Origin of the sequence: Nocardia sp. NPDC004068, from assembly GCF_042874315.1 — a bacterium.
In the GTDB taxonomy this organism is placed as follows: Bacteria; Actinomycetota; Actinomycetes; order Mycobacteriales; family Mycobacteriaceae; genus Nocardia.
Map to the genome: position 1 here is coordinate 1 of NZ_JBIAMW010000004.1, position 22,109 is coordinate 22,109.

Annotated in this window: 21 protein-coding genes and 2 rRNA genes; 10 read left to right on the forward strand and 13 right to left on the reverse strand. The window is 68.9% G+C overall.

What is annotated here, in order from left to right:
• From ACFYTQ_RS10855 to ACFYTQ_RS10865, 3 genes are all read left to right on the forward strand, one after another.
• A 23S ribosomal RNA gene (locus ACFYTQ_RS10855) occupies positions 1-91 on the forward strand; the annotation flags it as partial.
• Positions 92-237: 146 nt separating this feature from the next.
• A 5S ribosomal RNA gene (gene rrf, locus ACFYTQ_RS10860) occupies positions 238-354 on the forward strand.
• A 75-nt stretch (positions 355-429) separates the two neighbouring features.
• The gene (locus tag ACFYTQ_RS10865; RefSeq protein ID WP_387359235.1) at positions 430-1,386 is read left to right on the forward strand and encodes an NAD(P)H-dependent flavin oxidoreductase; all 957 of its coding nucleotides are present in this window, start codon (positions 430-432) and stop codon (positions 1,384-1,386) included.
• A gap of 9 nt (positions 1,387-1,395) precedes the next feature.
• On the opposite strand, the gene ACFYTQ_RS10870 is transcribed toward ACFYTQ_RS10865, so the two are convergent.
• On the reverse strand, positions 1,396-1,866 hold the full coding sequence (locus ACFYTQ_RS10870; RefSeq protein ID WP_387359237.1) for an LOG family protein: 471 nt from the start codon (positions 1,864-1,866) through the stop codon (positions 1,396-1,398).
• A gap of 342 nt (positions 1,867-2,208) precedes the next feature.
• Between ACFYTQ_RS10870 and ACFYTQ_RS10875 the strand changes: the two genes are divergently transcribed.
• The 3 genes from ACFYTQ_RS10875 (at position 2,209) to ACFYTQ_RS10885 (ending at position 5,570) form a co-directional block, all read left to right on the forward strand.
• Positions 2,209-2,841 carry a TetR/AcrR family transcriptional regulator gene (locus ACFYTQ_RS10875; protein WP_387359238.1) on the forward strand — a complete coding sequence of 211 codons (633 nt, stop codon included), beginning with the start codon at positions 2,209-2,211 and terminating at the stop codon, positions 2,839-2,841.
• A 34-nt stretch (positions 2,842-2,875) separates the two neighbouring features.
• Positions 2,876-4,516 (forward strand): NAD-binding protein, encoded by a 1,641-nt coding sequence (locus ACFYTQ_RS10880; protein ID WP_387359240.1) that lies wholly within the window; start codon positions 2,876-2,878, stop codon positions 4,514-4,516.
• A 193-nt stretch (positions 4,517-4,709) separates the two neighbouring features.
• Complete coding sequence (locus ACFYTQ_RS10885) at positions 4,710-5,570, forward strand: alpha/beta fold hydrolase (protein WP_387359242.1); 861 nt, start codon at positions 4,710-4,712, stop codon at positions 5,568-5,570.
• On the opposite strand, the gene ACFYTQ_RS10890 is transcribed toward ACFYTQ_RS10885, so the two are convergent.
• Positions 5,567-7,678 (reverse strand): prolyl oligopeptidase family protein, encoded by a 2,112-nt coding sequence (locus tag ACFYTQ_RS10890; protein ID WP_387359244.1) that lies wholly within the window; start codon positions 7,676-7,678, stop codon positions 5,567-5,569. The genes ACFYTQ_RS10885 and ACFYTQ_RS10890 overlap by 4 nt on opposite strands.
• 106 nt (positions 7,679-7,784) lie before the next feature.
• Between ACFYTQ_RS10890 and lpdA the strand changes: the two genes are divergently transcribed.
• Positions 7,785-9,188 carry a dihydrolipoyl dehydrogenase gene (gene lpdA, locus ACFYTQ_RS10895; RefSeq protein ID WP_387359246.1) on the forward strand — a complete coding sequence of 468 codons (1,404 nt, stop codon included), beginning with the start codon at positions 7,785-7,787 and terminating at the stop codon, positions 9,186-9,188.
• Positions 9,189-9,238: 50 nt separating this feature from the next.
• On the opposite strand, the gene ACFYTQ_RS10900 is transcribed toward lpdA, so the two are convergent.
• The gene (locus ACFYTQ_RS10900; protein ID WP_387359248.1) at positions 9,239-9,637 is read right to left on the reverse strand and encodes a winged helix-turn-helix transcriptional regulator; all 399 of its coding nucleotides are present in this window, start codon (positions 9,635-9,637) and stop codon (positions 9,239-9,241) included.
• A gap of 100 nt (positions 9,638-9,737) precedes the next feature.
• Between ACFYTQ_RS10900 and ACFYTQ_RS10905 the strand changes: the two genes are divergently transcribed.
• Complete coding sequence (locus ACFYTQ_RS10905; RefSeq protein ID WP_387359250.1) at positions 9,738-10,592, forward strand: SDR family oxidoreductase; 855 nt, start codon at positions 9,738-9,740, stop codon at positions 10,590-10,592.
• A gap of 88 nt (positions 10,593-10,680) precedes the next feature.
• Here ACFYTQ_RS10905 and ACFYTQ_RS10910 read toward each other — a convergent pair whose 3' ends face one another.
• Entirely contained in the window at positions 10,681-11,067 is a 387-nt protein-coding gene (locus ACFYTQ_RS10910) for a VOC family protein (protein ID WP_387359252.1), read from the reverse strand.
• Between the two features lie 35 nt (positions 11,068-11,102).
• On the opposite strand from ACFYTQ_RS10910, the gene ACFYTQ_RS10915 reads away from it, so the two are divergent.
• Positions 11,103-11,861: a TetR/AcrR family transcriptional regulator gene (locus ACFYTQ_RS10915; RefSeq protein ID WP_387359254.1), complete on the forward strand. Its 759-nt coding sequence runs from the start codon at positions 11,103-11,105 to the stop codon at positions 11,859-11,861.
• Here the strand turns inward: ACFYTQ_RS10915 and ACFYTQ_RS10920 are convergent.
• The 9 genes from ACFYTQ_RS10920 to ramB all read right to left on the reverse strand — a co-directional run bounded on the left by ACFYTQ_RS10920 (position 11,858) and on the right by ramB (position 20,443).
• Positions 11,858-12,730 (reverse strand): LLM class flavin-dependent oxidoreductase, encoded by an 873-nt coding sequence (locus ACFYTQ_RS10920; RefSeq protein WP_387359256.1) that lies wholly within the window; start codon positions 12,728-12,730, stop codon positions 11,858-11,860. The two genes, ACFYTQ_RS10915 and ACFYTQ_RS10920, sit on opposite strands and share 4 nt — an antisense overlap.
• Positions 12,730-13,269, reverse strand: coding sequence for a carboxymuconolactone decarboxylase family protein (locus ACFYTQ_RS10925; protein ID WP_387359258.1), 540 nt, complete (start codon positions 13,267-13,269; stop codon positions 12,730-12,732). Before ACFYTQ_RS10925 ends, ACFYTQ_RS10920 begins: the two co-directional genes overlap by 1 nt.
• A gap of 132 nt (positions 13,270-13,401) precedes the next feature.
• Positions 13,402-14,091 carry a GntR family transcriptional regulator gene (locus tag ACFYTQ_RS10930; RefSeq protein ID WP_387359260.1) on the reverse strand — a complete coding sequence of 230 codons (690 nt, stop codon included), beginning with the start codon at positions 14,089-14,091 and terminating at the stop codon, positions 13,402-13,404.
• A 12-nt stretch (positions 14,092-14,103) separates the two neighbouring features.
• Positions 14,104-14,796, reverse strand: a complete 693-nt coding sequence (urtE, locus tag ACFYTQ_RS10935) for an urea ABC transporter ATP-binding subunit UrtE (protein ID WP_387359262.1) — start codon at positions 14,794-14,796, stop codon at positions 14,104-14,106.
• Complete coding sequence (gene urtD, locus ACFYTQ_RS10940) at positions 14,780-15,559, reverse strand: urea ABC transporter ATP-binding protein UrtD (protein ID WP_387359264.1); 780 nt, start codon at positions 15,557-15,559, stop codon at positions 14,780-14,782. Before urtD ends, urtE begins: the two co-directional genes overlap by 17 nt.
• Positions 15,556-16,662 (reverse strand): urea ABC transporter permease subunit UrtC, encoded by a 1,107-nt coding sequence (urtC, locus tag ACFYTQ_RS10945; RefSeq protein ID WP_387359266.1) that lies wholly within the window; start codon positions 16,660-16,662, stop codon positions 15,556-15,558. Before urtC ends, urtD begins: the two co-directional genes overlap by 4 nt.
• A complete protein-coding gene (gene urtB, locus ACFYTQ_RS10950; RefSeq protein WP_387359268.1) occupies positions 16,659-17,543 on the reverse strand; it encodes an urea ABC transporter permease subunit UrtB in 885 nt (294 codons plus the stop codon). Before urtB ends, urtC begins: the two co-directional genes overlap by 4 nt.
• Before the next feature lie 71 nt (positions 17,544-17,614).
• Positions 17,615-18,856, reverse strand: coding sequence for an urea ABC transporter substrate-binding protein (urtA, locus tag ACFYTQ_RS10955; RefSeq protein WP_387359270.1), 1,242 nt, complete (start codon positions 18,854-18,856; stop codon positions 17,615-17,617).
• 177 nt (positions 18,857-19,033) lie between these two features.
• Positions 19,034-20,443, reverse strand: coding sequence for an acetate metabolism transcriptional regulator RamB (ramB, locus tag ACFYTQ_RS10960; protein WP_387359272.1), 1,410 nt, complete (start codon positions 20,441-20,443; stop codon positions 19,034-19,036).
• Positions 20,444-20,536: 93 nt separating this feature from the next.
• Here ramB and ACFYTQ_RS10965 point away from each other — a divergent pair, with 93 nt between their 5' ends.
• Entirely contained in the window at positions 20,537-22,087 is a 1,551-nt protein-coding gene (locus tag ACFYTQ_RS10965; RefSeq protein ID WP_387359273.1) for an ATP-dependent DNA ligase, read from the forward strand.
• Positions 22,088-22,109: the final 22 nt, after the last annotated feature.

A 22,109-nucleotide genomic window follows, 5' to 3' on the forward strand; every position in this document is an offset into this window, starting at 1 on the left:
CCCCCAAGAGATGATTGGGTTGATAGGCCGGAACTGGAAGCACGGTAACGTGTGGAGGTGACCGGTACTAATAGGCCGAGGGCTTACCAACGAAGGTGCTACGCGTCCACTGTGCGGTTCTGGAACAACACACGCATGCACCCGCTGCGAGGTCCAGGGTTTCGTACCCCCTGGTGTCGGGGGTTGTTTTTTGACCCTTGTACTCGCAAGCGTGGAGCGCGGAGAGTTCCATAGTGTTACGGCGGTTATAGCGGTGGGGAAACGCCCGGTCCCATTCCGAACCCGGAAGCTAAGCCTGCCAGCGCCGATGGTACTGCACTCGACAGGGTGTGGGAGAGTAGGACACCGCCGGAACAATATTCCCGAGAAGGGGCCCAGCAATGGGCCCCTTCTCGCATATCCGGACCTTTCCGTGCCAAGCTCGAAGACATGCGAACGACCTTCACCGAGCAGCTGTCGATCCGCTACCCCATCGCCTCGGCCCCCATGGGCGGCGAGGCGGACGGCGCCCTCGCCGCGGCCGTTTCGAACGGCGGCGGATTCGGCATGATCGGCGCGGGGCGCGGTAACCGCGACTGGCTCGCGCGCGAGGCGGGCATCGCACGGGCCGCCACCGAAAAGGCTTGGGGCATCGGCTTTCTCACCTGGGCCATCGACGCCGACGCCATCGCCTACGCGCTGGACTTCGAACCGGCCGCCATCATGCTCTCCTTCGGCGATCCCGCGCCCTTCGCGAGCCGTGTGCACGACTCCCCGGCGAAACTCATCCTCCAGGTGACCGACCTCGACGAGGCCCGCCGCGCCCTCGACGCCGGGGCCGACATCATCGTGGCCCAGGGCAGCGACGCGGGAGGCCACTGCGGCGAGAACGGTATCGGCACACTGTCGTTCGTCCCCGCCGTCGTCGACCTCGCGGGCCCCACCCCGGTCCTCGCCGCGGGCGGTATCGCCGACGGTCGCGGACTGGCCGCGGCCCTCACCCTCGGAGCGTCCGGGGCCCTCCTCGGCACCCGCTTCCAGGCCACTCCCGAGGCGCTGGTCTCCGCCGAACTGACCGGGGCCCTCCTCGCCGCCGACGGCCAGGACACCGAGATCAACCGCACCCTCGACATAGCCCGCGGCGCCCCCTGGCCGCACCGCTACCCGGCCCGCACCCTCACCAACCCGTTCCTCGACGAGTGGCGCGACCGCGACGACGAACTCCGTTCGGACACAACGGCATTGGAGCGCTATCGCACCGCGGCCGCCACGGGTGACCTCGACGCGGTCCCCGTCTGGGCGAGCCAGGCCGTGGGTCTGATCAAAACATCCGTGTCGGCCGAGCGGATCGTCGCCGAGATCGTCGCCGAGGCCGAACGAGCCCTCGCCCGCGCCACTGCCGACTGAGCGGGCGACTCAGCCCCCCAGCGCGATCCGCACCGCCTCGGCGGCGGAGTCGACGACCGCACCCGCGTCGACCGGTACCCCCGCCGCGTCCACGACCCGCCAACCACCCAGCGAGACAACGGGAATCCCACCCCGCCGCCGCGCCAACGCGAGTTCCGACAGCGTTCCCCACGATCCGCCGATCACGATCACCGCGTCCGCCGACTCGACCAGGATCGCGTTCCGGGCCTCCCCCATATTCGTGTACAGCACGGCCGACAGCCCCGGACAGACCGCCGCGCGATCGGTGTCGGGCCGCACGCCGATGACCAATCCGCCGGCGCCACCGGCACCCTCGGCCACCGCCGCCATCACCCCGACCCCACCGCCGCACAACACGGTGGCCCCCGCCGCGGCCAACAGCCGACCGACCTCGCGCGCCCGCTCCGCGTCGACCGCCGCGCAATCCCGCGGCCCGCAGACCGCGACCTGAACGCCCATGGCCTCTCCTCCTCATCGCGTGCGGACCGACGACCGCTCGGCTGTACCGGGTATGCCCGGCTTGCCGCAATAAGTATCGCGGCATGTTTCCCCGCCACAATCAACAGCGCGGTGAGAATTCACAATAAGGTTTAAAAAAATCCTCCAAAAAAGTCTTCCCAAGTCGACTTCCGTCGACTAACGTCTCTTTCGGCAAATAGCCAGTGACCCAGCGGACGCAGTTTCTGAAGCGCTTCCCAGGTCAAGGAGACAACTTTCGGCTAACAAACCGAAAGTAGGAGGTCCAACCGAAGAGCCCGATCTTTGACGAGGGGATCGGGCCCTTCGGTAAAGTCCTGCGCAATGTCACAGGAAACGAACGCGGGCAGGATGTACGCCGGGCAGCCCGTAGAAGACCGGCAACGGCAACGGCGTGCGCGTTTTCTGGAGTCCGGATTGACGGTGTTCGCCCGGGACGGCTATGCCAACAGCTCGGTCGGAGCCATCTGCAAAGACGCCGGACTCTCCTCACGGCAGTTCTACGAGGAGTTCACCGGGCGCGAATCGCTGTTGCTCGAGCTCTACGAACATATCGACCGGGAATCGCGCGCTGCGGTGTCCGCGGCGCTGGAGGCGCACGCGGGACACGGGTCGGTCGAGACCATCGAGGCCGCCGTGCGGGCCTACGTCGAGGCCATCGGCCGCGATCCGCGCCGCGCCCGGGTCGCGCTGGTCGAGGTGGTCGGCGCGGGTCCCAAGGTCGAGAAGTTCCGGCTCGAATTGCGGCGGAGTTGGGGTTCGATCCTGGCCGGTGCGGCGGAAGACGCCGCGCTGCAAGGGGAGATCCCGCCGGGTGACTACGAGATGCGCAGTCTCGCCATCATCGGTGCGGTCAACTATGTCGTGGACGCCTGGTGCGGTTCGGAGCCGCGTGGCTCCCTCGACGACGTCATCCGGGTGCTGCGGCGGATCATCATCGGCGCGGTCAGCGCGTAGCTGACGTGCCGGGTTCCGATCTAGACTCGCTGGTATGCACGTCCACGAGGGGGATGGGACGGCCCCGAGTTTCGTTGTCTGCGGGGACAATCCACTGGTCCATCAACTGGCCCTGGAGCTGGTGACCAGGTTCCCGGACGGGAGCGTGACCGTGGTGCTGCCCAATCTCGACGGCACGTACGTCCCCCAGCTGCAACGGCTGGAGCGGGTGCGGATCCAGTGCTCGACCCGGCTCGACGAGGAGACGCTGCGCGCGGCCGGGGTCGCGCACGCCCGCGCGCTGGCCCTGGTTGATCAGGCGGATGTGGAGAACTTCCACGCCGCGCTGCGCGCCTACGAACTCAACGGGCAGATCCGGCTGGTGATCCGAATGTTCAACACCGGCCTCGGGTTTCGCATCCGCAGCCTGTTCGCCGACTGCGTGGTGCTGTCCATCTCCGAGATCGCCGCGCCGTCGTTCATCGCGGCCGCGCTCGGCGAGGAGGCCCTGGACTACCTGCGCATCGGGGAGCGCACCCTGTACGTGTCGAGCACCCCGGAGGCGCCGTCGGGGAAGGTCGTGTGCGCGCTGACCGAGCAGGCGGGCGAGATCCGGTTGCTGCCACCGGAACAGGGCGGGGAGCGGGCGCTGGCGGTGATGGACCGCGCGCCCTACCGCCCCGACCGCGCGGGCCGCTGGTTCCGGGTGCTGCGCAATCTGGCGCGCAACAACCTGGTTCGGCTCATGCTGCTGCTGTTGACCTGCATCACCATCGGGTGCGGGCTGATGATCGCGATCGGAAACGGTTGGAGCGACGCCGTTTACGAGACGCTGCTCGACGCGGCCGGGGCCGCGCAGCCCGAGCACGCGCGCTCGCCCGCGTTCAAGGTGTTGCAGGTCGGGGTCGTCTTCATCGGGCTGGCGCTGACCCCCGTGGTCACCGCGATGGTCGTGGGCGGGGTGCTGCGCGCCCAGCTGTCGGAGACGGCCGGGCCCGATCCGGCGGACTTCACCGATCACGTCGTGGTCGCCGGGCTCGGCAATGTCGGCTCCCGCGTGATGGAGCAGCTGTGCGATCTGGGCGTGCCGGTGGTCGGGCTCGACAACGACGAGAACGCCCGCGGCATCACATTGGCCCGCTCGCTCGGGGTGCCCGTGGTCATCGGGCAGGCCACCTGGGAGGACTCGCTCCAGGCCGTCGGGGTGTCCCGCGCCCGCGCGCTGTTGCTGCTGACCAGCAGCGATGCGGTGAATCTGGAGGCGGCCCTGCTCGGTCAGTACTACCGCGAGGATCTGCGGGTGGTGTTGCGCCTGTTCGACGACGATCTGGCCGAGCGGGTGCAGCGCACCCTCGGAAAGGCCGTGGTGCGCAGCGTATTCCAGCTCGCGGCCGAGGGTTTCGCGATGGCCGTCTCCGAACGCCGCGTGATCGCGACCCTGTCGGTCGACCGCGAGACCCTCCTGGTCGCCGAGGTGCCCGTCGAGGCCGGTTCGGTGTTGGCGGGCAGGCAGATTCGCGCCGCCGACATGTCCGACCACATCCGCATCCTGGCCCTGCAACGCACCGTCGGCGCCGAACTCGAATGGCAGCCCGACCCCGAAACCCTCCTGGCCGAGGGCAACCAACTCGTCGTCGTCACCACCCGCGCGGGCCTGAACGAACTCCTGAGCCGCAGCGAGGGTCGCGCCGCCTGAGCGGAGGGCAACCACCTCGTCGTCGTGACCACCCGCGCGGGCCTGAACGAACTCCTGAGCCGCAGCGAGGGTCGCGCCGCCTGAGCGGAGGGCAACCACCTCGTCGTCACCACCCGTGCGGGTCTGAACGAACTCCTGAGCCGCAGCGAGGGTCGTGCCGCCTGAGCGGAGGCGGCGAAGTAGCGTGCCCGGCATGGAGACTGTTCCGGTCCAGGTGCCCGACGGCAGTATCGTGCCGGTTCGGTTGGTCGCGGCTCGGGGGCCGCATCGGCGCGCGATCACGCCGGACGCGCCGCGGGCGGTGGTCGTGATCATTCCGGGGCTGGGGGTGCCGGGGGCGTACTACGAGTTGTTCGCCGATCACCTGTCCCGGCGCGGATTCGATGTGGCGATCGGCTCGATCCGGGGCAACGGGGACAGCAAACCGGCGCCGGGGCCGTCGAGCGACTACGGCTATCAGGAGCTGGTTTCGGTGGACTTCCCGGCGATGTTCGAGGTGGTGCGCGAGCGGTTCCCGGACAGCACGCCGATCCTGTTGGGGCACAGCCTCGGTGGGCAGTTGAGCGTCCTGTACGCCGCGCGGGTGCGCGGGCGGCTGGGCGGGCTGATCCTGGTCGCCTCGGGCACGCCCTACTACCGGGGCTTCGGCGGGATCGCGCGCTCGGCCATGCTGCTCGGCCCCTCGGCCATCTCACTGACGGCGAATCTCGCCGGGGTCTGGCCGGGGGACCGGATCACCGCGGGCGGCTTCGGGCGGCAGTCCAAGGTGCTGGTATCGGACTGGGCGCGCTTGGCCCGCTCCGGCCGGTTCGAACCGGCCGGAGCGGATATCGACTACGAGGAGCGCCTCGCCCGGCTGACGCTGCCGGTGCTGTCGATCACCATCGCGGGCGACGAACTCGCGCCCCGCGGTTCGGCCGACCATCTGCTCGCGAAGCTGCCCCGGGCGCGGGTGAGCCGGTGGCGGCAGCCGGAACGCCTGGGGCACAACGGCTGGATCGTCGACCCGGCCTCGACCGTCGACCGCATCGAGAGGTGGATCCGCGACCGCTAACGCTCCAGCAGCATCTGGGTGAAGAACTCGTAGATCAGCGCCGCCTGGAAGGCCATCTGCTTGTTGTCGGCCGCGCCGCCGTGCCCGCCCTCGATGTTCTCGTGGTACCAGACGGTGTGGCCCTGCTCCTCGAGCAACGCGGCCATCTTGCGGGCGTGGCCCGGGTGCACGCGGTCGTCGCGGGTGGAGGTGGTCAGCAGGATCGGCGGGTAGGTCGCGTCGGCGCGGGCGTTCTGATACGGCGAGTACTCGCGGATGTAGGCCCACTCCTCCGGCTTGTCCGGGTCGCCGTACTCGGCCATCCAGGACGCCCCGGCCAGCAGCAGGTGGTAGCGCCGCATATCCAGCAGCGGCACCTGACACACGATGGCCCCGAACAGTTCCGGGTAGCGGGTGAGCATGACGCCCATGAGCAGCCCGCCGTTGCTGCCGCCCACCGCGCCCAGCTGCGGCGCGGTGGTGATGTCGCGGTCGGTGAGGTCGCGGGCGATGGCGGCGAAGTCCTCGTACACCTTGTGCCGGTTGGCCTTCTGCGCCTGGGTGTGCCATTCGGGGCCGTATTCGCCGCCGCCGCGGATATTGGTCATCACCCAGGTGCCGCCGCGTTCCAGCCAGCCCATCCCGGACGCCCCGCTGTAGGCGGGCGTGCGGGACACCTCGAATCCGCCGTACCCCGACATGACCGTCGGTCCCGGCTCGCCCCTGCGGTCACGGTGCCGAATCACGAAGTAGGGCACCATGGTTCCGTCGTCGGACCGCGCGAAGAACTGCTCGGTCTCGATCCCGGCCGCGTCGAAGAAACTCGGCTCCTGCTTGAGCAATTCGGTGCCGCCGCCCACCGAACTCGCCAGCAGCGTCGCGGGTGTGGTGAATCCGCTTGTGGTGAGCATGAATTCGTCCCCGCCTTCCAGCGGGTCCAGGTTCAGGACGTTGGTCGTGGCCATGGGCGGGGTGTCGGCGAGTGGCTGGCGTGACCAGCCGCGGGCTCCTTCCCTTGTTCCCCCGGCGCTGCGGGCTCCCTCCCCTGTTCCCCCGGCACGCTTTTCGCCGGGGGAGAGCACGTACAACTTCGTCTGCACATCCTCCAACGTGATCAGGATGAGGTGGTTTTCCGTCCACCCGTACCCGTGCAGCGACGTATGCGCATCGGGAGTGAAGATCACCTCGAAATCCCTTGCGCCCGAAAGGAATTCCTCCAGATCACATGCCAGTAGCGCCCCCGCCGGGTACGTCCTCCCCCCGACCTCCCACGGCGACTTCAACCGCAGCAGCAACCAATCCTTGTACCAGGACTCCGAGGCATCGGAGGGCACGTCGATGTGCCGCAGACCGCCGTCCTCGTCCAGCAGGTAGACGGACTCGTTGAAGAAGTCCGTGGCCCGCCCGACATAGTGCCGCTCGTACCCGGGCGTCCGGTCGTACCCGGCGGAGACGAGCACATCCTCCGTCGAGCCCTCGAACACCGTGACCGCCTCGCTCAACGGCGTCCCGCGCCGCCACCGCTTGGCGATCCGGGCGTATCCGGAGTCGGTCAGCGATCCGGGCCCGAAATCCGTTCCGACATAGACGGTGTCGGCGTCGATCCAGCGGATCTGCGATTTGGCCTCGGGCAGGTGGAAGCCGCCGTCGGCGGGCTCCCGGAACGTCTTTGTGGTCAGGTCGAACTCCCGGACCACCTTCGCGTCCGCGCCGCCGCGTGACAGGCTGATCAGCGCCAGCGTCTGCTCGGGCCGCAGCACCGCGGCCCCGCCCCACACCCAGTTCTCCCCCTCGGCGGCCGCGAGCGCGTCGAGGTCGATCAGCACCTCCCACTCGGGCTCGGGCTTGCGGTACTCCGCGAAAGTCGTTCGCCGCCACAGCCCCTTCGGATGTTCGGCGTCGCGCCAGAAGTTGTACAGCCACGCCCCTCGCCGCGTCGGATACGGCACCCGCGCATCGGTGTCGAGCATGTCCAGAATCCGATGTTCGAGATCCGCGAACCGATCCGAGGCGGCGAACCGCTCCACCACCACCTCGTTGTGCGCCCGCGCCCACGCCAACGGCCGCTCCCCGGTCACCTCCTCGAGCCACAGATAAGGATCCGACACCTGCTCCTCGACGCCTGTCATGTCGTCATTCTCGCCGACGCCCACCGGAACCGGGTGGTCGGAGCCAACCGTACGAACTCACCACACCGAAGGCGGCGCCAAACAACACTGCGTTAGGCTCGAGGTCGTGACTTCCCACTACGATGTCGTCGTTCTCGGTGCTGGTCCCGGCGGGTATGTCGCCGCGATCCGCGCCGCTCAACTCGGCCTGCGAACAGCGATCGTCGAGCAGAAATATTGGGGTGGCGTGTGCCTGAACGTCGGGTGCATTCCGTCCAAGGCGCTGCTGCGCAATGCGGAGCTGGCGCACATCTTCACCAAGGAAGCGAAGACGTTCGGTATCAGCGGGCAGGCGAGCTTCGATTTCGGCGCCGCCTTCGATCGCAGCCGTAAGGTCGCCGACGGCCGCGTCAAGGGCGTGCACTTCCTGATGAAGAAGAACAAGATCGACGAGTACGACGGGAAGGGCACCTTCACCGACGCGCACACGCTGTCGGTCGAGCTGTCCAAGGGCGGCACCGAGCAGATCACGTTCGACAACGTCATCATCGCCACCGGCACCATCACCAAACTGCTGCCGGGCACCCAGCTGTCGCAGAACGTGGTCACCTACGAGGAACAGATCATGACCCGCGACCTGCCGGGTTCGATCCTCATCGTGGGCGCGGGCGCGATCGGCATGGAATTCGGCTACGTGCTGAAGAACTACGGCGTCGACGTGCGCATCGTGGAGTTCCTGGATCGCGCGCTGCCCAACGAGGACGCCGACGTGTCCAAGGAGATCACCAAGGCGTACAAGAAGCTTGGGATCACGATCACCACCGGCGCCGCGGTCCAGTCCATCGAGGACAACGGTTCCAAGGTCACGGTCAGCATCAAGGACAACAAGTCCGGCAATGTCGAGACCGTCACCGTCGACAAGGTGTTGCAGGCCGTCGGTTTCGCGCCGCGGGTGGAGGGCTACGGCCTGGAGAACACCGGCGTGCAGCTGACCGAGCGCGGCGCGATCGCCATCGACGACTTCATGCGCACCAACGTGCCGCACATCTACGCCATCGGCGATGTCACCGCCAAACTGCAACTGGCCCATGTGGCCGAGGTGCAGGGCGTGGTCGCGGCCGAGGCCATCGGCGGCGCGGAGACCCTGCCGATCGGCGACTACCGGATGATGCCGCGCGCCACCTTCTGTCAGCCGCAGGTCGCGAGCTTCGGCCTCACCGAGCAGCAGGCCCGCGACGAGGGCTACGACGTCAAGGTCGCCACCTTCCCGTTCACCGCCAACGGCAAGGCGCACGGCCTGGGCGACCCGACCGGCTTCGTGAAGCTGATCTCCGACACCAAGTACGGCGAACTGCTCGGTGGCCACCTCATCGGCCCCGACGTCTCCGAACTGCTCCCCGAACTGACCCTGGCCCAGAAGTGGGATCTCACGGTCAACGAACTCGCCCGCAACGTGCACACCCACCCGACGCTGAGCGAGGCGTTGCAGGAGGCCATCCACGGCCTCGCGGGTCATATGATCAACTTCTGAAAAGCACTGCGCCGCAACGGCTCCGCGTCCCGATGGGCGCGGAGCCGTTCTCATTCTCGACGGTAGGCGGCCTGCGCCGCGGTGATCGTGTCCAGATTGGATTCGAGGGTGACGACGAGCGCCTCGAGGTGCTCGGCGACGCGCGCGCCGAGTTCGGTGAGGGTGTACTCGACGCGCGGCGGAATGGCCTGCACCACCTCGCGGTGGATCATCCCGTCGCGCTCGAGCGCCTGCAATGTCTGTGACAGCATCCGCTCGCTGACCCCGTCGACCCGGCGGCGCAGCGCGCTGAATCGGTAGGGGCCCTCGCGCAGGGCGACCAGGGCCAGCGTGCCCCAGCGGCTCGCGACGTTCTGCAACACCGGGCGCGAGGCGCAGTTCCGGGCGAAGACATCGGCCTCCAGCGTCGGATCGGCGCTGTCGGCCTGCTGGACGTGCCGCGTGCTCATGACCCCGATGCTACCCATCTCTCCGGTAGGGCTGGAATGTATAGTACTAACTATTAGTTAGTGCTCTTTGTTCCGTAAGGCATTCAACCTGGAGGTAGTCATGACCGTCGCCGTTACCGGAGCCAGCGGGCAGCTGGGCCGACTCGTCGTGGAGGCGTTGATCCGCCGCGGGGCCGGGCCGATCGTCGCGATCGTGCGCGATCCGGCCAAGGTCGCCGATCTGGCCGAGCGCGGCGTCGAGGTCCGGCAGGCGTCCTACGCCGACGCCGAGGCCGTCGAACGCGCGCTCACCGGAGTGGACCGGCTGCTGCTGGTGTCGGGCAACGAGTTCGGCGCGCGCGTCGATCAGCACGCCACCGTGATCCGCGCCGCCGAACGGGCGGGGGTGGACCTGCTCGTCTACACCAGCATTCCCGGCGCCGAGGACAATCCGATGATCCTGGCCGAGGAGCATCGCGGCACCGAGGAGGTGCTCGCGAAAGCCGCTGTGCCGCATACCGTTCTGCGCAACGGCTGGTACTGGGAGAACTACGCGGGCGCGCTGCCCGCCGCCGTCGCGAGCGGAGTCCTCTACGGCGCCGCCGGAACCGGCCGGGTCGCGGGCGCCGCCCGCGCCGACTACGCCGAGGCCGCGGCCGTCGTGCTCACCACCGAGGGCCACGCCGGGCGGATCTACGAACTGGGCGGCGACGAACGGCTCACGTATTCCGATATCGCTCAGGCGATGTCCCAGGCGTCCGGTGCGCCCGTGCGCTATCAGAACCTTCCCGGCGACGACTACGCCGCCGCGCTGGAGAAGGCGGGTATCCCCGCCGCCCATGCCCGCGCCCTCGCCGACGCCGATGTCGCCATCGGCACCGGTGTCCTCGATGTCACGAGCGGCGATCTGCGAAAGCTGCTCGGCCGCTCGACCACTCCCGCGGTCGAGGTGTTTCGCGCCGCGCTGAACGGGTAGCACCGATACGCGCCGTTCGACACGATCCGGCGTCACATGGGATGGGATGGACAGGGGTTCCCGGCTCGGCGGGAACCCCTGTGCCCGTTCAGGATTCGGTCAGCCACTGCACCAGCTGGATGACGATCCCGTTGGGATCGCGGGTCTGGAAGAAGCGCTCGCCCCACGGTTCGGTCGCGATCGGCGTCTCGATCGGCACACCCGCGGCGCGCACCCGCTCGTATTCGGCATCGATGTCCTCGACGACGAAGACCACGAGGGTCCCCTGCCCCGCGTCGCCCGCGATCCGCGCCGGGGCGAAGGTGGGCAGGCCGGTCCGCAGGTAGATCACGTTGAATCCGGCATCGGGCCGCGACAGCGAGTAGAACCCGTCCGCCGACATCTGGACCTCGAATCCGAAGTGCTCGGTCAGGAATGTCGCGGAGGCTTCGGGATCGGGGACGTTCAAGGACAGGGCGGAGCCGGTGATCTTCATGCCTTAAACTCTATACTAAGTACGGAGGTGAGTGCGTGAGCGAGCGCAGCAGCGCGGGAGATCCCGCCCGGACGCTGGAGTTGTTGTGGGGCAGGCCCGAAAACGCGCCGACGCGGGGGCCGAAACAGCGCAGCAGCGTCGCGGAGGTCGTGCGCGCCGCCGTCGAGATCGCCGACGCCGAGGGCCTCGAGGCGCTCACCATGCGCGCGGTCGCCAAACGGCTCGGCCTCACTCCGATGGCGACCTACACCTACGTGCCGGGCAAGGCGGAACTGCTCGATCTCATGCTCGACGCGGTCTACCGGGACATGGATCGCGCCGATCTGACCGGAATGCCTTGGCGGCGCAGGGTTTCGGTGATCGCCGAGGAGAACCGCGACCTGCTGTCCCGGCATCCGTGGGTGGCCTACGTGCCCACCACCCGCCCGCCGCTGGGCCCGGGCCTGGCCGCGAAATACGAGCACGAACTCGCCGCCTTCGACGGCCTCGGCCTCGACGACGTGACCATGGACGCGGCCGTGACCCACGTCCTCGGCTTCGTCACCGCGGTCGCCCGCATCGCCATCGACACCGCCCGCGCCGCGAACGCCAGCGGGATGTCCGATCACGAGTGGTGGGAGCGCACCGGCCCGGTGCTCGCGCGCGTCTTCGATCCCGAGCGCTATCCGCTCGCCGCCCGTGTCGGCGCGGCCGCCGGGAACGCCCATGACAGCGCCTACAACGCCGACCACGCGTGGGAATTCGGGCTCGCCCGGGTGCTGGACGGGCTCGCGGTCCTCATCGAGGGCCGTTAGGGCACCAGCGGCCGAACCTGTTCGGCGACGAACCGCACGAAACCGGCGAGGTCGGGTTCGTCGGCGGTGGGTTGCAGGGTCACCGATTGCGCGCCCGCCTCGGCGAATTCGGCCACGGCGGCGGCGACCGCGTGCGCGTCCCCGGCGACGCCGAGGCCCGCGGTGTCGGCGGCGCCCATCTCGCGCAGATCCGCGGCCAGCCGTTCGGCCGCGCCCGGTCCCGTCGCCACGGACAGGTTGGCGACCACCAGCGGCGGTTCCGGACGACCGGACGAGGCGTGCCCCTCGCCCACGAGAACCGTTGCGGCACGGAACTTCTCGAGGCTCGTGGAGGCGGTGAGGATGACGCCGTCGGCGACCTCGCCCACCAGCCGCAGGGTGCGCGGCCCGGTCGCCGCCGCCAGCACGGGCGGGGCGGCCGCGGGCGGCCACTCCAGGGCCACCTCGTCGAGCCGCACGTACCGGCCGCGCACGCTGACCTTCTCCCCGCCGAGCAGGCGGCGCAGCGCCGAGACGTACTCGCCCAGCAGGGTCACCGGGGATTCCACCCGCGCGCCCGCCTGCCCCATCCACTCCTGCACCCCGTGCCCCACACCCCAGCTGCCGCGCCCGGGGAACATGCGCTCGAGGGTCGCGATCTCCATGGCCGTGAGGGCCACATTGCGGAACGGCACCGGGAACACGCCCACCCCGACGCGCACCCGTTCGGTCCAGGCCAGGGCGGCCGCGGCGGTCGCGACGCCGCCCTCGAAGAAGCTGTCCTCCCACAACCAGAGCTCGTCGAGGCCGGATTCGTCGGCGACGCGGGCGATCTCCCGCAGCCGTTCGGGCGGATTCTGCGGGCGGAACGCGATTCCCAGCGCCGTCATCAGTGGTCGCTCTGGATGCGCAGGGTCGTGATGGTCGCCGCCAGGCCCTCGTACTGGTTGACCAGCAGCACGATCTCGATGAGCCGCCGCTCGTCGTAGTGCGCGGCCAGCGCGGACCAGGTCTCGTCGCCGATGTCGCGGGTGGTGACGAGCTCGTCGACCGCGGTGAGCAGCGCGCGTTCGCGCTCCGACCAGCCGGGCGCGCCCGGACCGACGCGCAGCCGGTCCAGGATCTCGGGGGTGATGCCCGCGCGCCTGCCCAGCCGGATGTGATGGTCGGTCTCGTATTCGCAGTCACGCAGATGCGCCACCCGCAGGATCACCAGTTCGGTGTCGAAGCGGCGCAGTTTTCCGCCCGGCATCAGCCGCCCGGAGTAGTGCAACCAGCCGCGGAACAGGCCGCCGGTGCGCCCCAGCGTGCTGAACAGGTGAGCGTCCGACGTCCCGGCCGCCCGCGAGATCACTTGCCAGGCAAGCCAATTGACGGGCCCCAACTCCCGCAACCGACCCGGTTCGATACGCGGCTGTCTCGAGACCATGCCTCACGCTAACACGGCCCGGTCCGGCCGCACCTGCCCCGAATTCGGTGAGTTCGCGGCCTGCTCGGCGCGGCGCGGGGAGCAGGAGCGTTCGGTGAGCCGGAGCGCCCGGTGAGTCCGAAGCCGCGCGCGTCAGTCCCGCAGGGCCTGACCCAGTTTGGTGAGTTCGAGGGCCTGTTGGGCGCGGGCCAGGACGTGGGTGCGGGAACGGTCGATGTGAGCGAGGAGCAGGTTCAGGGCGGCGGCGAGGTCACCGGCGAGGATGTGTTCGGCGATGGCGATGTGGTCGGCGGTCATCGTCGCGATGCGGTCGGCGGTGGGCACGTCGAGGGAGCGGATCGGGCGTACCCGGGCGTGCACGGTGGCCAAAGCGTCGGCCAGCGCCGTGTTGCCCGCGGCGGCCAGCAGGGTGGCGTGGAACTGCTCGTCGGCGCTCACCAGCTCGGCCCCCGGATCGGGTGGATCCTCCCGCAGCCGCCGCCACACCCCCAGCTCCCGCCGCACCGCCAGCTGATCGTGCGACAGCTCGCCGCGGCAGCGCCGAATCCCCCTGGCCTCCAACACCATTCGCAACTCGTACAGGTCGCCGAGCTCGTCCACGCGCGGCCGGTACGGATACAGTCCGTCGCCGTGCCGTTCCACCAGCCCGTCGGCGAGCAGCCGGGCCAGCGCCTCGCGCACCGGGGTGCGCGAGACGCCGTAGGCGTCGGCGAGGCGTTCCTCGCCGAGCCGTTCGGTCGGCGCGAGCGCCCCGGCCGCCAGGTCGCGGCGCATCGACCGATACACCCGCTCACCCAGTGACACTCGCCCCCTGCGCGACATCGGGTGGCCCCGTCAGATCGCCATCGCCGCGCGCACCGTGGACTCCGCGCCCGCTCCGCCCGCGCCCGTGGAGGCGACGCGGCCCGACTGGAGGACGTAGTACCGCTGCGCGGCCTGCAACGCGAAGCCGATGTGCTGTTCCACCAGCAGCACGCTCAGTCCGCCCCGCTCGGTGAGCCCGATGATGGTGCGCTCGATCTCGGCCACCACCGACGGCTGGATGCCCTCGGTGGGTTCGTCGAGGATCAGCAGCCGCGGCTCGGTGATCAGCGCCCGCGCGATGGCCAGCTGTTGACGCTGACCGCCCGACAGCAGACCGGCCTTGCGCGGCAACAGCTCCCGCAGCGCGGGGAACAGCGTGAGCGCCTCCTCGATCAGCGCCTTACCCCGTTTGCGGCCGTCGGCGACGACCTGGAGGTTCTCGGCGGTGCTCAGCTGCGGGAAGCTCTGCTGGCCCTGCGGCACGTAGGCGATGCCGCGCCGCACTCGCCGCGCGGGCGTCAGTTTGGTGATCGCCTCGCCGTCGAACCGGATCACCCCCGAGCGCACCGGCACCAGCCCGACCGCGGCCCGCAACAGCGTGGTCTTGCCCGCGCCGTTGTGGCCCATCACCGCGACGACGCCGTCGTCGGGCACGGTCAGCGACACCCCGTGGATCACCTCGGTGCGTCCGTAACCGGCGTGGATGTCAACGAGTTCCAGCATCGGCAGCCTCCTCGGGATAGGTTTCCACGGCCGCGGCCGTGCCCAGATAGACCTCCTGGACCTTCGGATCGGCCTGCACCTGTTCGACCGTGCCCTCGCTGAGCACCCGGCCCCCGGCGAGCACGGTCACCGAGTCGGCGAAGGCGCGCATGAAGTCCATATCGTGTTCGACGACGACCACCACCCGCTCGGAACCGATGCGGCGCAACAGGTTTCCGGTCTCCTCGCGCTCCTCGGCGCTCATCCCGGCGACCGGCTCGTCGAGCAACAGCACCGAGGCGTTCTGCACCAGCAGCATGCCGATCTCCAGCCACTGCTTCTGGCCGTGCGCGAGGATGCCCGCGGGCCGGTCCCGCAGCGCGGTCAAACCGGTTGTCTCCAGGGCCGATTCGATGGCGGGTAGGACCGACCTGCGCCGCCGCAGCAGGGTCAGCGCCGAGCGGCCCGCGCCCGCCGCGATGTCGAGGTTCTGCAACACCGTGAGCTGTTCGAAGACGCTGGCGGTCTGGAACGTGCGCCCCACGCCGAGCCGCGCGATCTGGTGCACCTTGCGGTTCAGCAGTTCGGTGCCGGTCTTGCGCGCCGAACCCGTGGCGGGGACCAGGCCGGTGATCGCGTCGATGAGCGTGGTCTTGCCCGCGCCGTTGGGTCCGATGAGGAACCGCAGATCCCCTTGCAGGACGGTCAGATCCACCTCGCTCACGGCCCGGAAGCCGTCGAAGGTCACCGACAGCCCGCGGATCTCGAGGTATTCGCCGTTCATCGCGCCTCCACTTTCAGCTCCTCGGCGGGCACGTCGGGCACCGGCGCGGTCGCGGTGACCGGTTTGCGCAGCCGCCGCACGAAATCCGTTGCCAGCGGCCCGAATCCGGCCAGTCCGGCGGGAATGAACCCGACGACCACGATGAACAGCGCACCCTGGAGATACGTCCAGCCGGACGGGAAGTGTTCGGAGAACGTGGACTGCGCCCACGCCACCCCGATCGCGCCCAGCACCGGCCCGAGCAGCGTGGTCCGCCCGCCGATCGCCACCCCGATCAGGAAGACGATCGAGGGCACCACACCGATGTCGGCGGGCGAGATGATCCCGACGATCGGGGTGAACAGCGCGCCCGCGATCCCGGCGAAGAACGCCGCCACCACATAGGCGACGATCTTGATATTGGCCGGATCGTAGCCGAGGAACCGCACCCGCTCCTCCTGATCGCGCACGGCGATCAGCAGTTCCCCGTACCGGCTGCGCATCAGCTGTCGCGCGATCGCCACCACGATCAGCAGCGCCGCCGCGGCGATGAAGAACAGCATCCGCCGGTTCACCGGATCGCTGAGCCGGAAGCCGAAGAACGCCCGGAAGTCGCTGAGCCCGGTGAACCCGCCGATGGTCTGCTGCCCGGTGAGCAGGATCGCCAGCGCGGCGGTCAATGCCTGGGACAGGATCGCGAAGTAGGCGCCCTTGACCCGCCGCTTGAACACCCCGAAGCCGAGCAGCGCCGCCACCAGCGCGGGCAGCACCAGGATCGCGAGGATCGCCACCGGCGCGGACGCGAACGGCCGCCAGTACGAGGGCAATTCGCCGATCCCGGCGATCTGCATGAACTCCGGCACGTCCTGATGGGTGTGCGCGGCGTCGGCCAGTTGCAGATGCATGGCCATGATGTAGGCCCCGATGCCGAAGAACACGCCCTGGCCGAGGGTGAGCATTCCGCCTCGGCCCCACGCCAATCCGATGCCCACCGCCACGATCGCGAAGCACAGGAACTTCGCCAGCAGATTCAGCCGGAAGTCGCTGAGCACGGCCGGGGCCAGCGCGAACAGGACGATGGCCGCGACGGCGAAACCGCCCGCGGTCCGCAACCACCCACTCATGCCAAACTCCTCGTCCGAACGGTGAACAGCCCCTGCGGCCGCACCTGTAGGAAGACGACGATGAGCACGAACACGATCACCTTCGCCACCGACGCCGTGGTCGAGTACTCGATGAACGAATTCAGCAGCCCCAGCGCGAACGCCGCCAGCACCGTGCCCTTGATCTGCCCGAGCCCGCCGATCACCACGACCAGGAACGCGTCCACCAGATAGCTCTGCCCGATCGTCGGGCTCGTCGACCCGATCAGCGTGAGCGCCACCCCCGCCACCGCGGCCAGCCCCGATCCGATGAAGAACGTGCCGATATCCGTTGCGCGACTGGACACTCCGCTGGTCTCGGCGAGGTCGCGGTTCTGCACGACCGCGCGGATGCGCCGCCCGAGCGGGGTCAGCCGCAGCACCGCCGCGAGGATCGCGACCGCGACCACGGCCAGCGCCAGGATGAAGATGCGTGTCTTGGGCACGACCGTGCCCAGGACGGTGAGCCCGCCCGAGAGCCAGCTCGGCGCGACCACGTTCTTTGCGGGCGCGCCGAAGATGTCGCGCACCAGCTGTTGCAGCACCAGGCCGACACCGAAGGTGACCAGCAGCGTGTCCAGCGGCCGGTCGTACATCCAGCGGATCAGCAGCGTCTCCAGCGCGACGCCGAGCAGCCCGCCGACGAGGAATCCGGCGAACAGCGCGACGATCAACGCCACCCCGGTCGCGTGGATGTACTGCTCGACCAGATACGTCGTGTAGCAGCCCGCCATGATGAATTCGCCGTGGGCCATGTTGATCACGCCCATCTGACCGAAGGTCAGCGACAGGCCCAGCGCGGCCAGCAGCAGGATCGATCCGAGACTGAGCCCGGTAAACAATTGCCCGATCGCCACTTCCATTTGGTAACTCCCTAATTCGCAACGGCCGGTGGGGTTTCCCCCACCGGCCGCCCCTCATCGTCGGCCCGTGGCTACTTCAGGCCCTTGGCCCAGTCGTAGGACTTCAGGTACGGGTCCGGCGTCACCGGCTTGCCGGAATCCCATACCGTGTAGATCAGGCCGTCCGGGTGGATCTCACCGATCCGCGCGGTCTTGGTGATGTGATGGTTGGCGCCGGTCACGGTGACCGGGCCCTCGGGGGCGTCGAAGCTCACCCCGTCGGCCGCGTTCTGAATGTCGCCCACCGCGAACGACTTCGCCTTCTCGACCATGTTCTTCCACAGGAACACCGAGGTGTACGCGGCCTCCATCGGGTCGGAGGTGGGCTTGTCCGCGCCGAACGCGGCCTTGTAGGCGGTGACGAACGCCTTGTTCTGCGGGGAGTCGACGGTCTGGTAGTAGTTCCACGCGGTCAGCTGTCCCGCGATGTTCTGCGGCCCGATCCCGGCGACCTCCTCCTCGGCGATGGACACCGAGACGACCGGCATGTCGGCGGGTTTGAGTCCGGCGTTGGCGTATTCGCGGAAGAACGCGACATTGGAATCGCCGTTGAGGGTGTTGAACACCGCGCCCGCCTTGGCATTTCGCACCTTGTTCACGATCGTGGAGAAATCGGTCGAGCCCAGCGGGGCGTAGTCCTCGCCCTTGATCTCGATGCCGTTGGCCGCCGCGTACGCCTTGATCTCCCGGTTGGCGGTCTGCGGGAACACGTAGTCGCTGCCGACCAGATACAGCGAGGTGATGCCGCGCTGCTTCAGATAATCCAGGGCCGGGACGATCTGCTGATTGGTGGTCGCGCCGGTGTAGAAGATGTTCTTGCTGTCCTCGAGTCCCTCGTACTGCACGGGATAGAACAGCAGCGAATTCAGCGATTCGAACTTCGGCTTCATGGCCTTGCGGCTCGACGAGGTCCAGCCGCCGAAAACCGCCGCGACACAATCGGAGCTGATCAGCTTCTCCGCCTTCTCGGCGAACGTCTTCGGATCCGAGGCGCCGTCCTCGGTGACCACCTGAATCTTCTTGCCCAGCACGCCTCCCGCGGCGTTGATCTGATCGACCGCCAGCTTGGTCGAATTGGCGACCGTGACCTCACTGATGGCCATCGTCCCGGTCAGCGAATGTAGGGAACCGACCTTGATGGTGTCCTTGGAGGTGTCGACGCAGGACGCCGCGCTCGTTCCGGAACCGGAATCGTCGCGAGATCCGCAGCCGGACAGCAACACTGCCGACAGGGCGAGGGCGGTGGGCACCGCGATCACACGAGAGACAGACATGGGCAGAACTTCTTTCTGTATACAGCGGGTGTATCCGCGTGCGCCGAAGAGTAGGCGGGAAGTGTTGCCGCTGAATATTTCTCGGTGACAGCCCGATTTCGAATGTTTCGTCGCTGTGAATTCTGAGGAGCGCCAGCGTTGTACGTAGGGGGTGATCGAGGCGGACTCCGCCCCGGGTCAGCGCAGGACGTACGGGGAGATCGAGCTGCGGTGTTCGCTGATGTCCAGGGATTTGCCCAGCGGGGGGAACGCGCGCTGCGGGCAGTTGGCGCGCTCGCAGACGCGGCAGCCCGCGCCGATGGGAGTCGCCTTGGGGTCGTTGAGATCCAGGCCGTCGGCGTAGACGACCCGACCGGCGTGGCGCAGTTCGCAACCCAGGCCGATGGCGAAGGTCTTGCTCGGCTCGCCGTAGCGGGTGGCGCGGCGCTCGACGGTGCGCGCGATCCACAGGTACTTGCGGCCGTCGGGCATCTGCGCGATCTGGGTCATGATCCGGCCCGGCGAGGCGAAGGTCTCGTAGACGTTCCACAGCGGACAGGTGCCGCCCGCGGAGGAGAAGTGGAAACCGGTGGCGGACTGGCGTTTCGACATGTTCCCCGCGCGGTCGACGCGCACGAACGAGAACGGCACCCCGCGCAGCTTCGGCCGTTGCAGCGTCGAGAGCCGGTGACAGACCGTCTCGTAACTCTGGGTGAAGAACGCCGAGAGCCGCTCGATGTCGTAGCGGAAGTCCTCGGCCACCTCGTGGAAGGTGGAGTACGGCAGCACGGTCGCGGCCGCGAAGTAGTTGGCCAGCCCCAGCCGCGCGAGCTTGCGGGTGTCCTCGGAGGCGAAAGCGGCCTCCTCGACCAGCTTTTCGATCAGGTCGCCGCACTCCAGATAGGCCAGTTCGGAGGCGAGTTTGAACACCCGCTGCCCGCCGGACAGATAGGGCGCGATCTCCAGGCGGCGTTCGGCGGCGTCGAAGCGGTGCAGCACCCCGTCGCCCAGATCGATGCGCTCGACGATCTGCACGCCGTGCGCGGTGGTGAGCCGCCGCGCGATCTCGCGCTTGAGGTCCCCGCCGTGGAACCGCATCCGGGTCGCGAGTTCCTCGGCGGCGGTATCCAATTCGTGGATGTAGTTCTGCCGCTGGTAGAAGAAGTCGCGGACCTCCTCGTGCGGGCGGGAGATCGCGCCCGAACCGCTGCCGTCGGAGAACCGGTCCTCGGTCGCGGCGGCCAGCTGGGCGGTGGTGTTGCGGTAGCGGCGATGCATGTTCACCATGGCCCGCGCCAGGCTCGGATGCGCCGAGACCATCTCCGCGATCTCCTGGGCGTCGGCCTCGATGCCGAGCTCCTGGTCCATCACGACCTCCTGCAACTCCGCGATGAGCCGGGTGTCGTCCTGGGAGGAGAAGAAGCTGGCGTCCACGCCGAAGATCTCGCTGATGCGCAGCAGCACCGGCACGGTCAGCGGGCGGACATCGTGCTCGATCTGGTTGAGGTAGCTCGCCGAGATCTCCAGCTTCTTGGCGAGCGAGACCTGGCTCAGCCCCCGCTCGGTGCGCAGCTGACGCAGCCGCGCCCCGACGTACGTCTTGGCCATATCCCGAGTCTATGGACGTTTCACAGGGGTGCCAACCAGAAGTTAGCAGGTCTGTTGCGCGATGTGTCACACCCGCGCGTTACGGTCGGACGCGTGCTGTTCTCCCGAGTCGTCGAGGCGTCGCAGGCAGTGCGGGCGACGACCTCGCGCAAGACCAAGATCGCCACGCTCGCCGAGTTGCTGGCGCAGGCGGGGCCGGAGGAGCTCGCCCAGGTCGTCGCGTGGGTGTCGGGTGAGCTCGTGCAGGGCCGCATCGGCACCGGCTGGCGCACGCTCACGAGCCTCGACGTCGCCCCGGCGGCCGAACCCGCGCTGACCGTCGCCGCGGTCGACGCCGCGTTCGGCGAACTCGCGGCGACCGCCGGTTCGGGCTCGGCGGCCCGGCGGCGCGAGCTGCTGACCGCCCTGTTCGGCGCGGCCACTCCCGACGAACGCGAATTCCTGCTGCGCCTGCTCACCGGCGAGCTGCGCCAGGGCGCGCTGACCGCGATCGTCGCCGAGGCCGTCGCCCGCGCCGCCGAGGTGCCGGTCGAGCAGGTGCGCCGGGCCTACATGCTCTCCGGTCAGCTGCCGGTGACGGCGGTCGCGGCCCTGACCGGTGGGGTGGCGGCGCTGGCGGAGTTCCGGCTCGAGGTGGGGCGGCCGATCCAGCCCATGCTCGCCTCCCCGGGGGCGACCCTCGACGACGCGCTCGCCGAATTCGACGGCGAGGTGAGCGTCGAGCACAAGATGGACGGCGCGCGAATCCAGGTGCACCGCAAGGGTTCCCGGGTGTGGGTGTTCACTCGCACGCTACGCGACATCACCTCCGGCGTGCCCGAACTGGTCCGGCTCGTCACTGAATTGCCCTGCGAGAGTGTGGTTCTCGACGGCGAGACGCTGGCCTTGACCGATGCCGGGCGGCCGCGGCCGTTCCAGGAGACCATGAGCCGCTTCGCCACCGTCGATCCGGCGCTGCGGCCCCCCGCGGTGAACTCCACCCGCGAACTGCTGCTGCACCCGTACTTCTTCGACTGCCTGCACCTCGACGGCGTCGACCTGCTCGACGCCCCCCTGAGCGAGCGGCGCGCCGCGCTCACGAAAGTGGCGGGCGGGCACGGTATTCCGGCCCTCATCCGCCCCGACGCCGAGGCCGCGGCCGAATACTTCGACGGCGCCCTGGCCGCGGGGCACGAGGGCGTGATGGTCAAATCGCTGTCGGCGCCCTATGCGGCCGGGCGGCGCGGCCGCGCCTGGCAGAAGATCAAACCCGCGCACACCCTCGACCTCGTCGTGCTCGGCGCGGAATGGGGCTACGGCCGCCGTACGGGTTATCTGTCGAATCTGCATCTGGGCGCGCGCGACCCGGACGGCGGCGACCCGATCATGGTGGGCAAGACGTTCAAGGGCCTCACCGACGCGCTGTTGGCCTGGCAGACAGCCGAATTCCCGCGCCACGAACGCACCCGCGACGAGCACACCGTCTACCTGCGGCCGGAGCTGGTGGTCGAGATCGCCCTCGACGGCGTCCAGACCAGCCCGCGCTACCCCGGCGGCGTCGCGCTGCGCTTCGCCCGCGTCGTGCGCTACCGGCCCGACACGGAGGCCGCCGACGCGGACACCATCGACGCGGTGCGCGCGCTGTTACCGCCCGGGGCGTCCTGACAGCCGATTCACAGTTTCGTCG

Coding starts and splice junctions, on each gene's coding strand:
- urtB (WP_387359268.1), bottom strand. CDS start 17,543: ATGGAAGTGGCGATCGGGCAATTGTTTACCGGGCTCAGTCTCGGATCG.
- ACFYTQ_RS10920 (WP_387359256.1), bottom strand. CDS start 12,730: ATGACGGCGCTGGGAATCGCGTTCCGCCCGCAGAATCCGCCCGAACGG.
- ACFYTQ_RS10885 (WP_387359242.1), top strand. CDS start 4,710: ATGGAGACTGTTCCGGTCCAGGTGCCCGACGGCAGTATCGTGCCGGTT.
- ACFYTQ_RS10865 (WP_387359235.1), top strand. CDS start 430: ATGCGAACGACCTTCACCGAGCAGCTGTCGATCCGCTACCCCATCGCC.
- ACFYTQ_RS10875 (WP_387359238.1), top strand. CDS start 2,209: ATGTCACAGGAAACGAACGCGGGCAGGATGTACGCCGGGCAGCCCGTA.
- ACFYTQ_RS10910 (WP_387359252.1), bottom strand. CDS start 11,067: ATGAAGATCACCGGCTCCGCCCTGTCCTTGAACGTCCCCGATCCCGAA.
- ACFYTQ_RS10930 (WP_387359260.1), bottom strand. CDS start 14,091: ATGTCGCGCAGGGGGCGAGTGTCACTGGGTGAGCGGGTGTATCGGTCG.
- ramB (WP_387359272.1), bottom strand. CDS start 20,443: ATGGCCAAGACGTACGTCGGGGCGCGGCTGCGTCAGCTGCGCACCGAG.
- urtC (WP_387359266.1), bottom strand. CDS start 16,662: ATGAGTGGGTGGTTGCGGACCGCGGGCGGTTTCGCCGTCGCGGCCATC.
- ACFYTQ_RS10900 (WP_387359248.1), bottom strand. CDS start 9,637: ATGAGCACGCGGCACGTCCAGCAGGCCGACAGCGCCGATCCGACGCTG.
- ACFYTQ_RS10890 (WP_387359244.1), bottom strand. CDS start 7,678: ATGACAGGCGTCGAGGAGCAGGTGTCGGATCCTTATCTGTGGCTCGAG.
- urtA (WP_387359270.1), bottom strand. CDS start 18,856: ATGTCTGTCTCTCGTGTGATCGCGGTGCCCACCGCCCTCGCCCTGTCG.
- ACFYTQ_RS10870 (WP_387359237.1), bottom strand. CDS start 1,866: ATGGGCGTTCAGGTCGCGGTCTGCGGGCCGCGGGATTGCGCGGCGGTC.
- ACFYTQ_RS10880 (WP_387359240.1), top strand. CDS start 2,876: ATGCACGTCCACGAGGGGGATGGGACGGCCCCGAGTTTCGTTGTCTGC.
- urtE (WP_387359262.1), bottom strand. CDS start 14,796: ATGCTGGAACTCGTTGACATCCACGCCGGTTACGGACGCACCGAGGTG.
- urtD (WP_387359264.1), bottom strand. CDS start 15,559: ATGAACGGCGAATACCTCGAGATCCGCGGGCTGTCGGTGACCTTCGAC.
- ACFYTQ_RS10905 (WP_387359250.1), top strand. CDS start 9,738: ATGACCGTCGCCGTTACCGGAGCCAGCGGGCAGCTGGGCCGACTCGTC.
- ACFYTQ_RS10925 (WP_387359258.1), bottom strand. CDS start 13,269: ATGGTCTCGAGACAGCCGCGTATCGAACCGGGTCGGTTGCGGGAGTTG.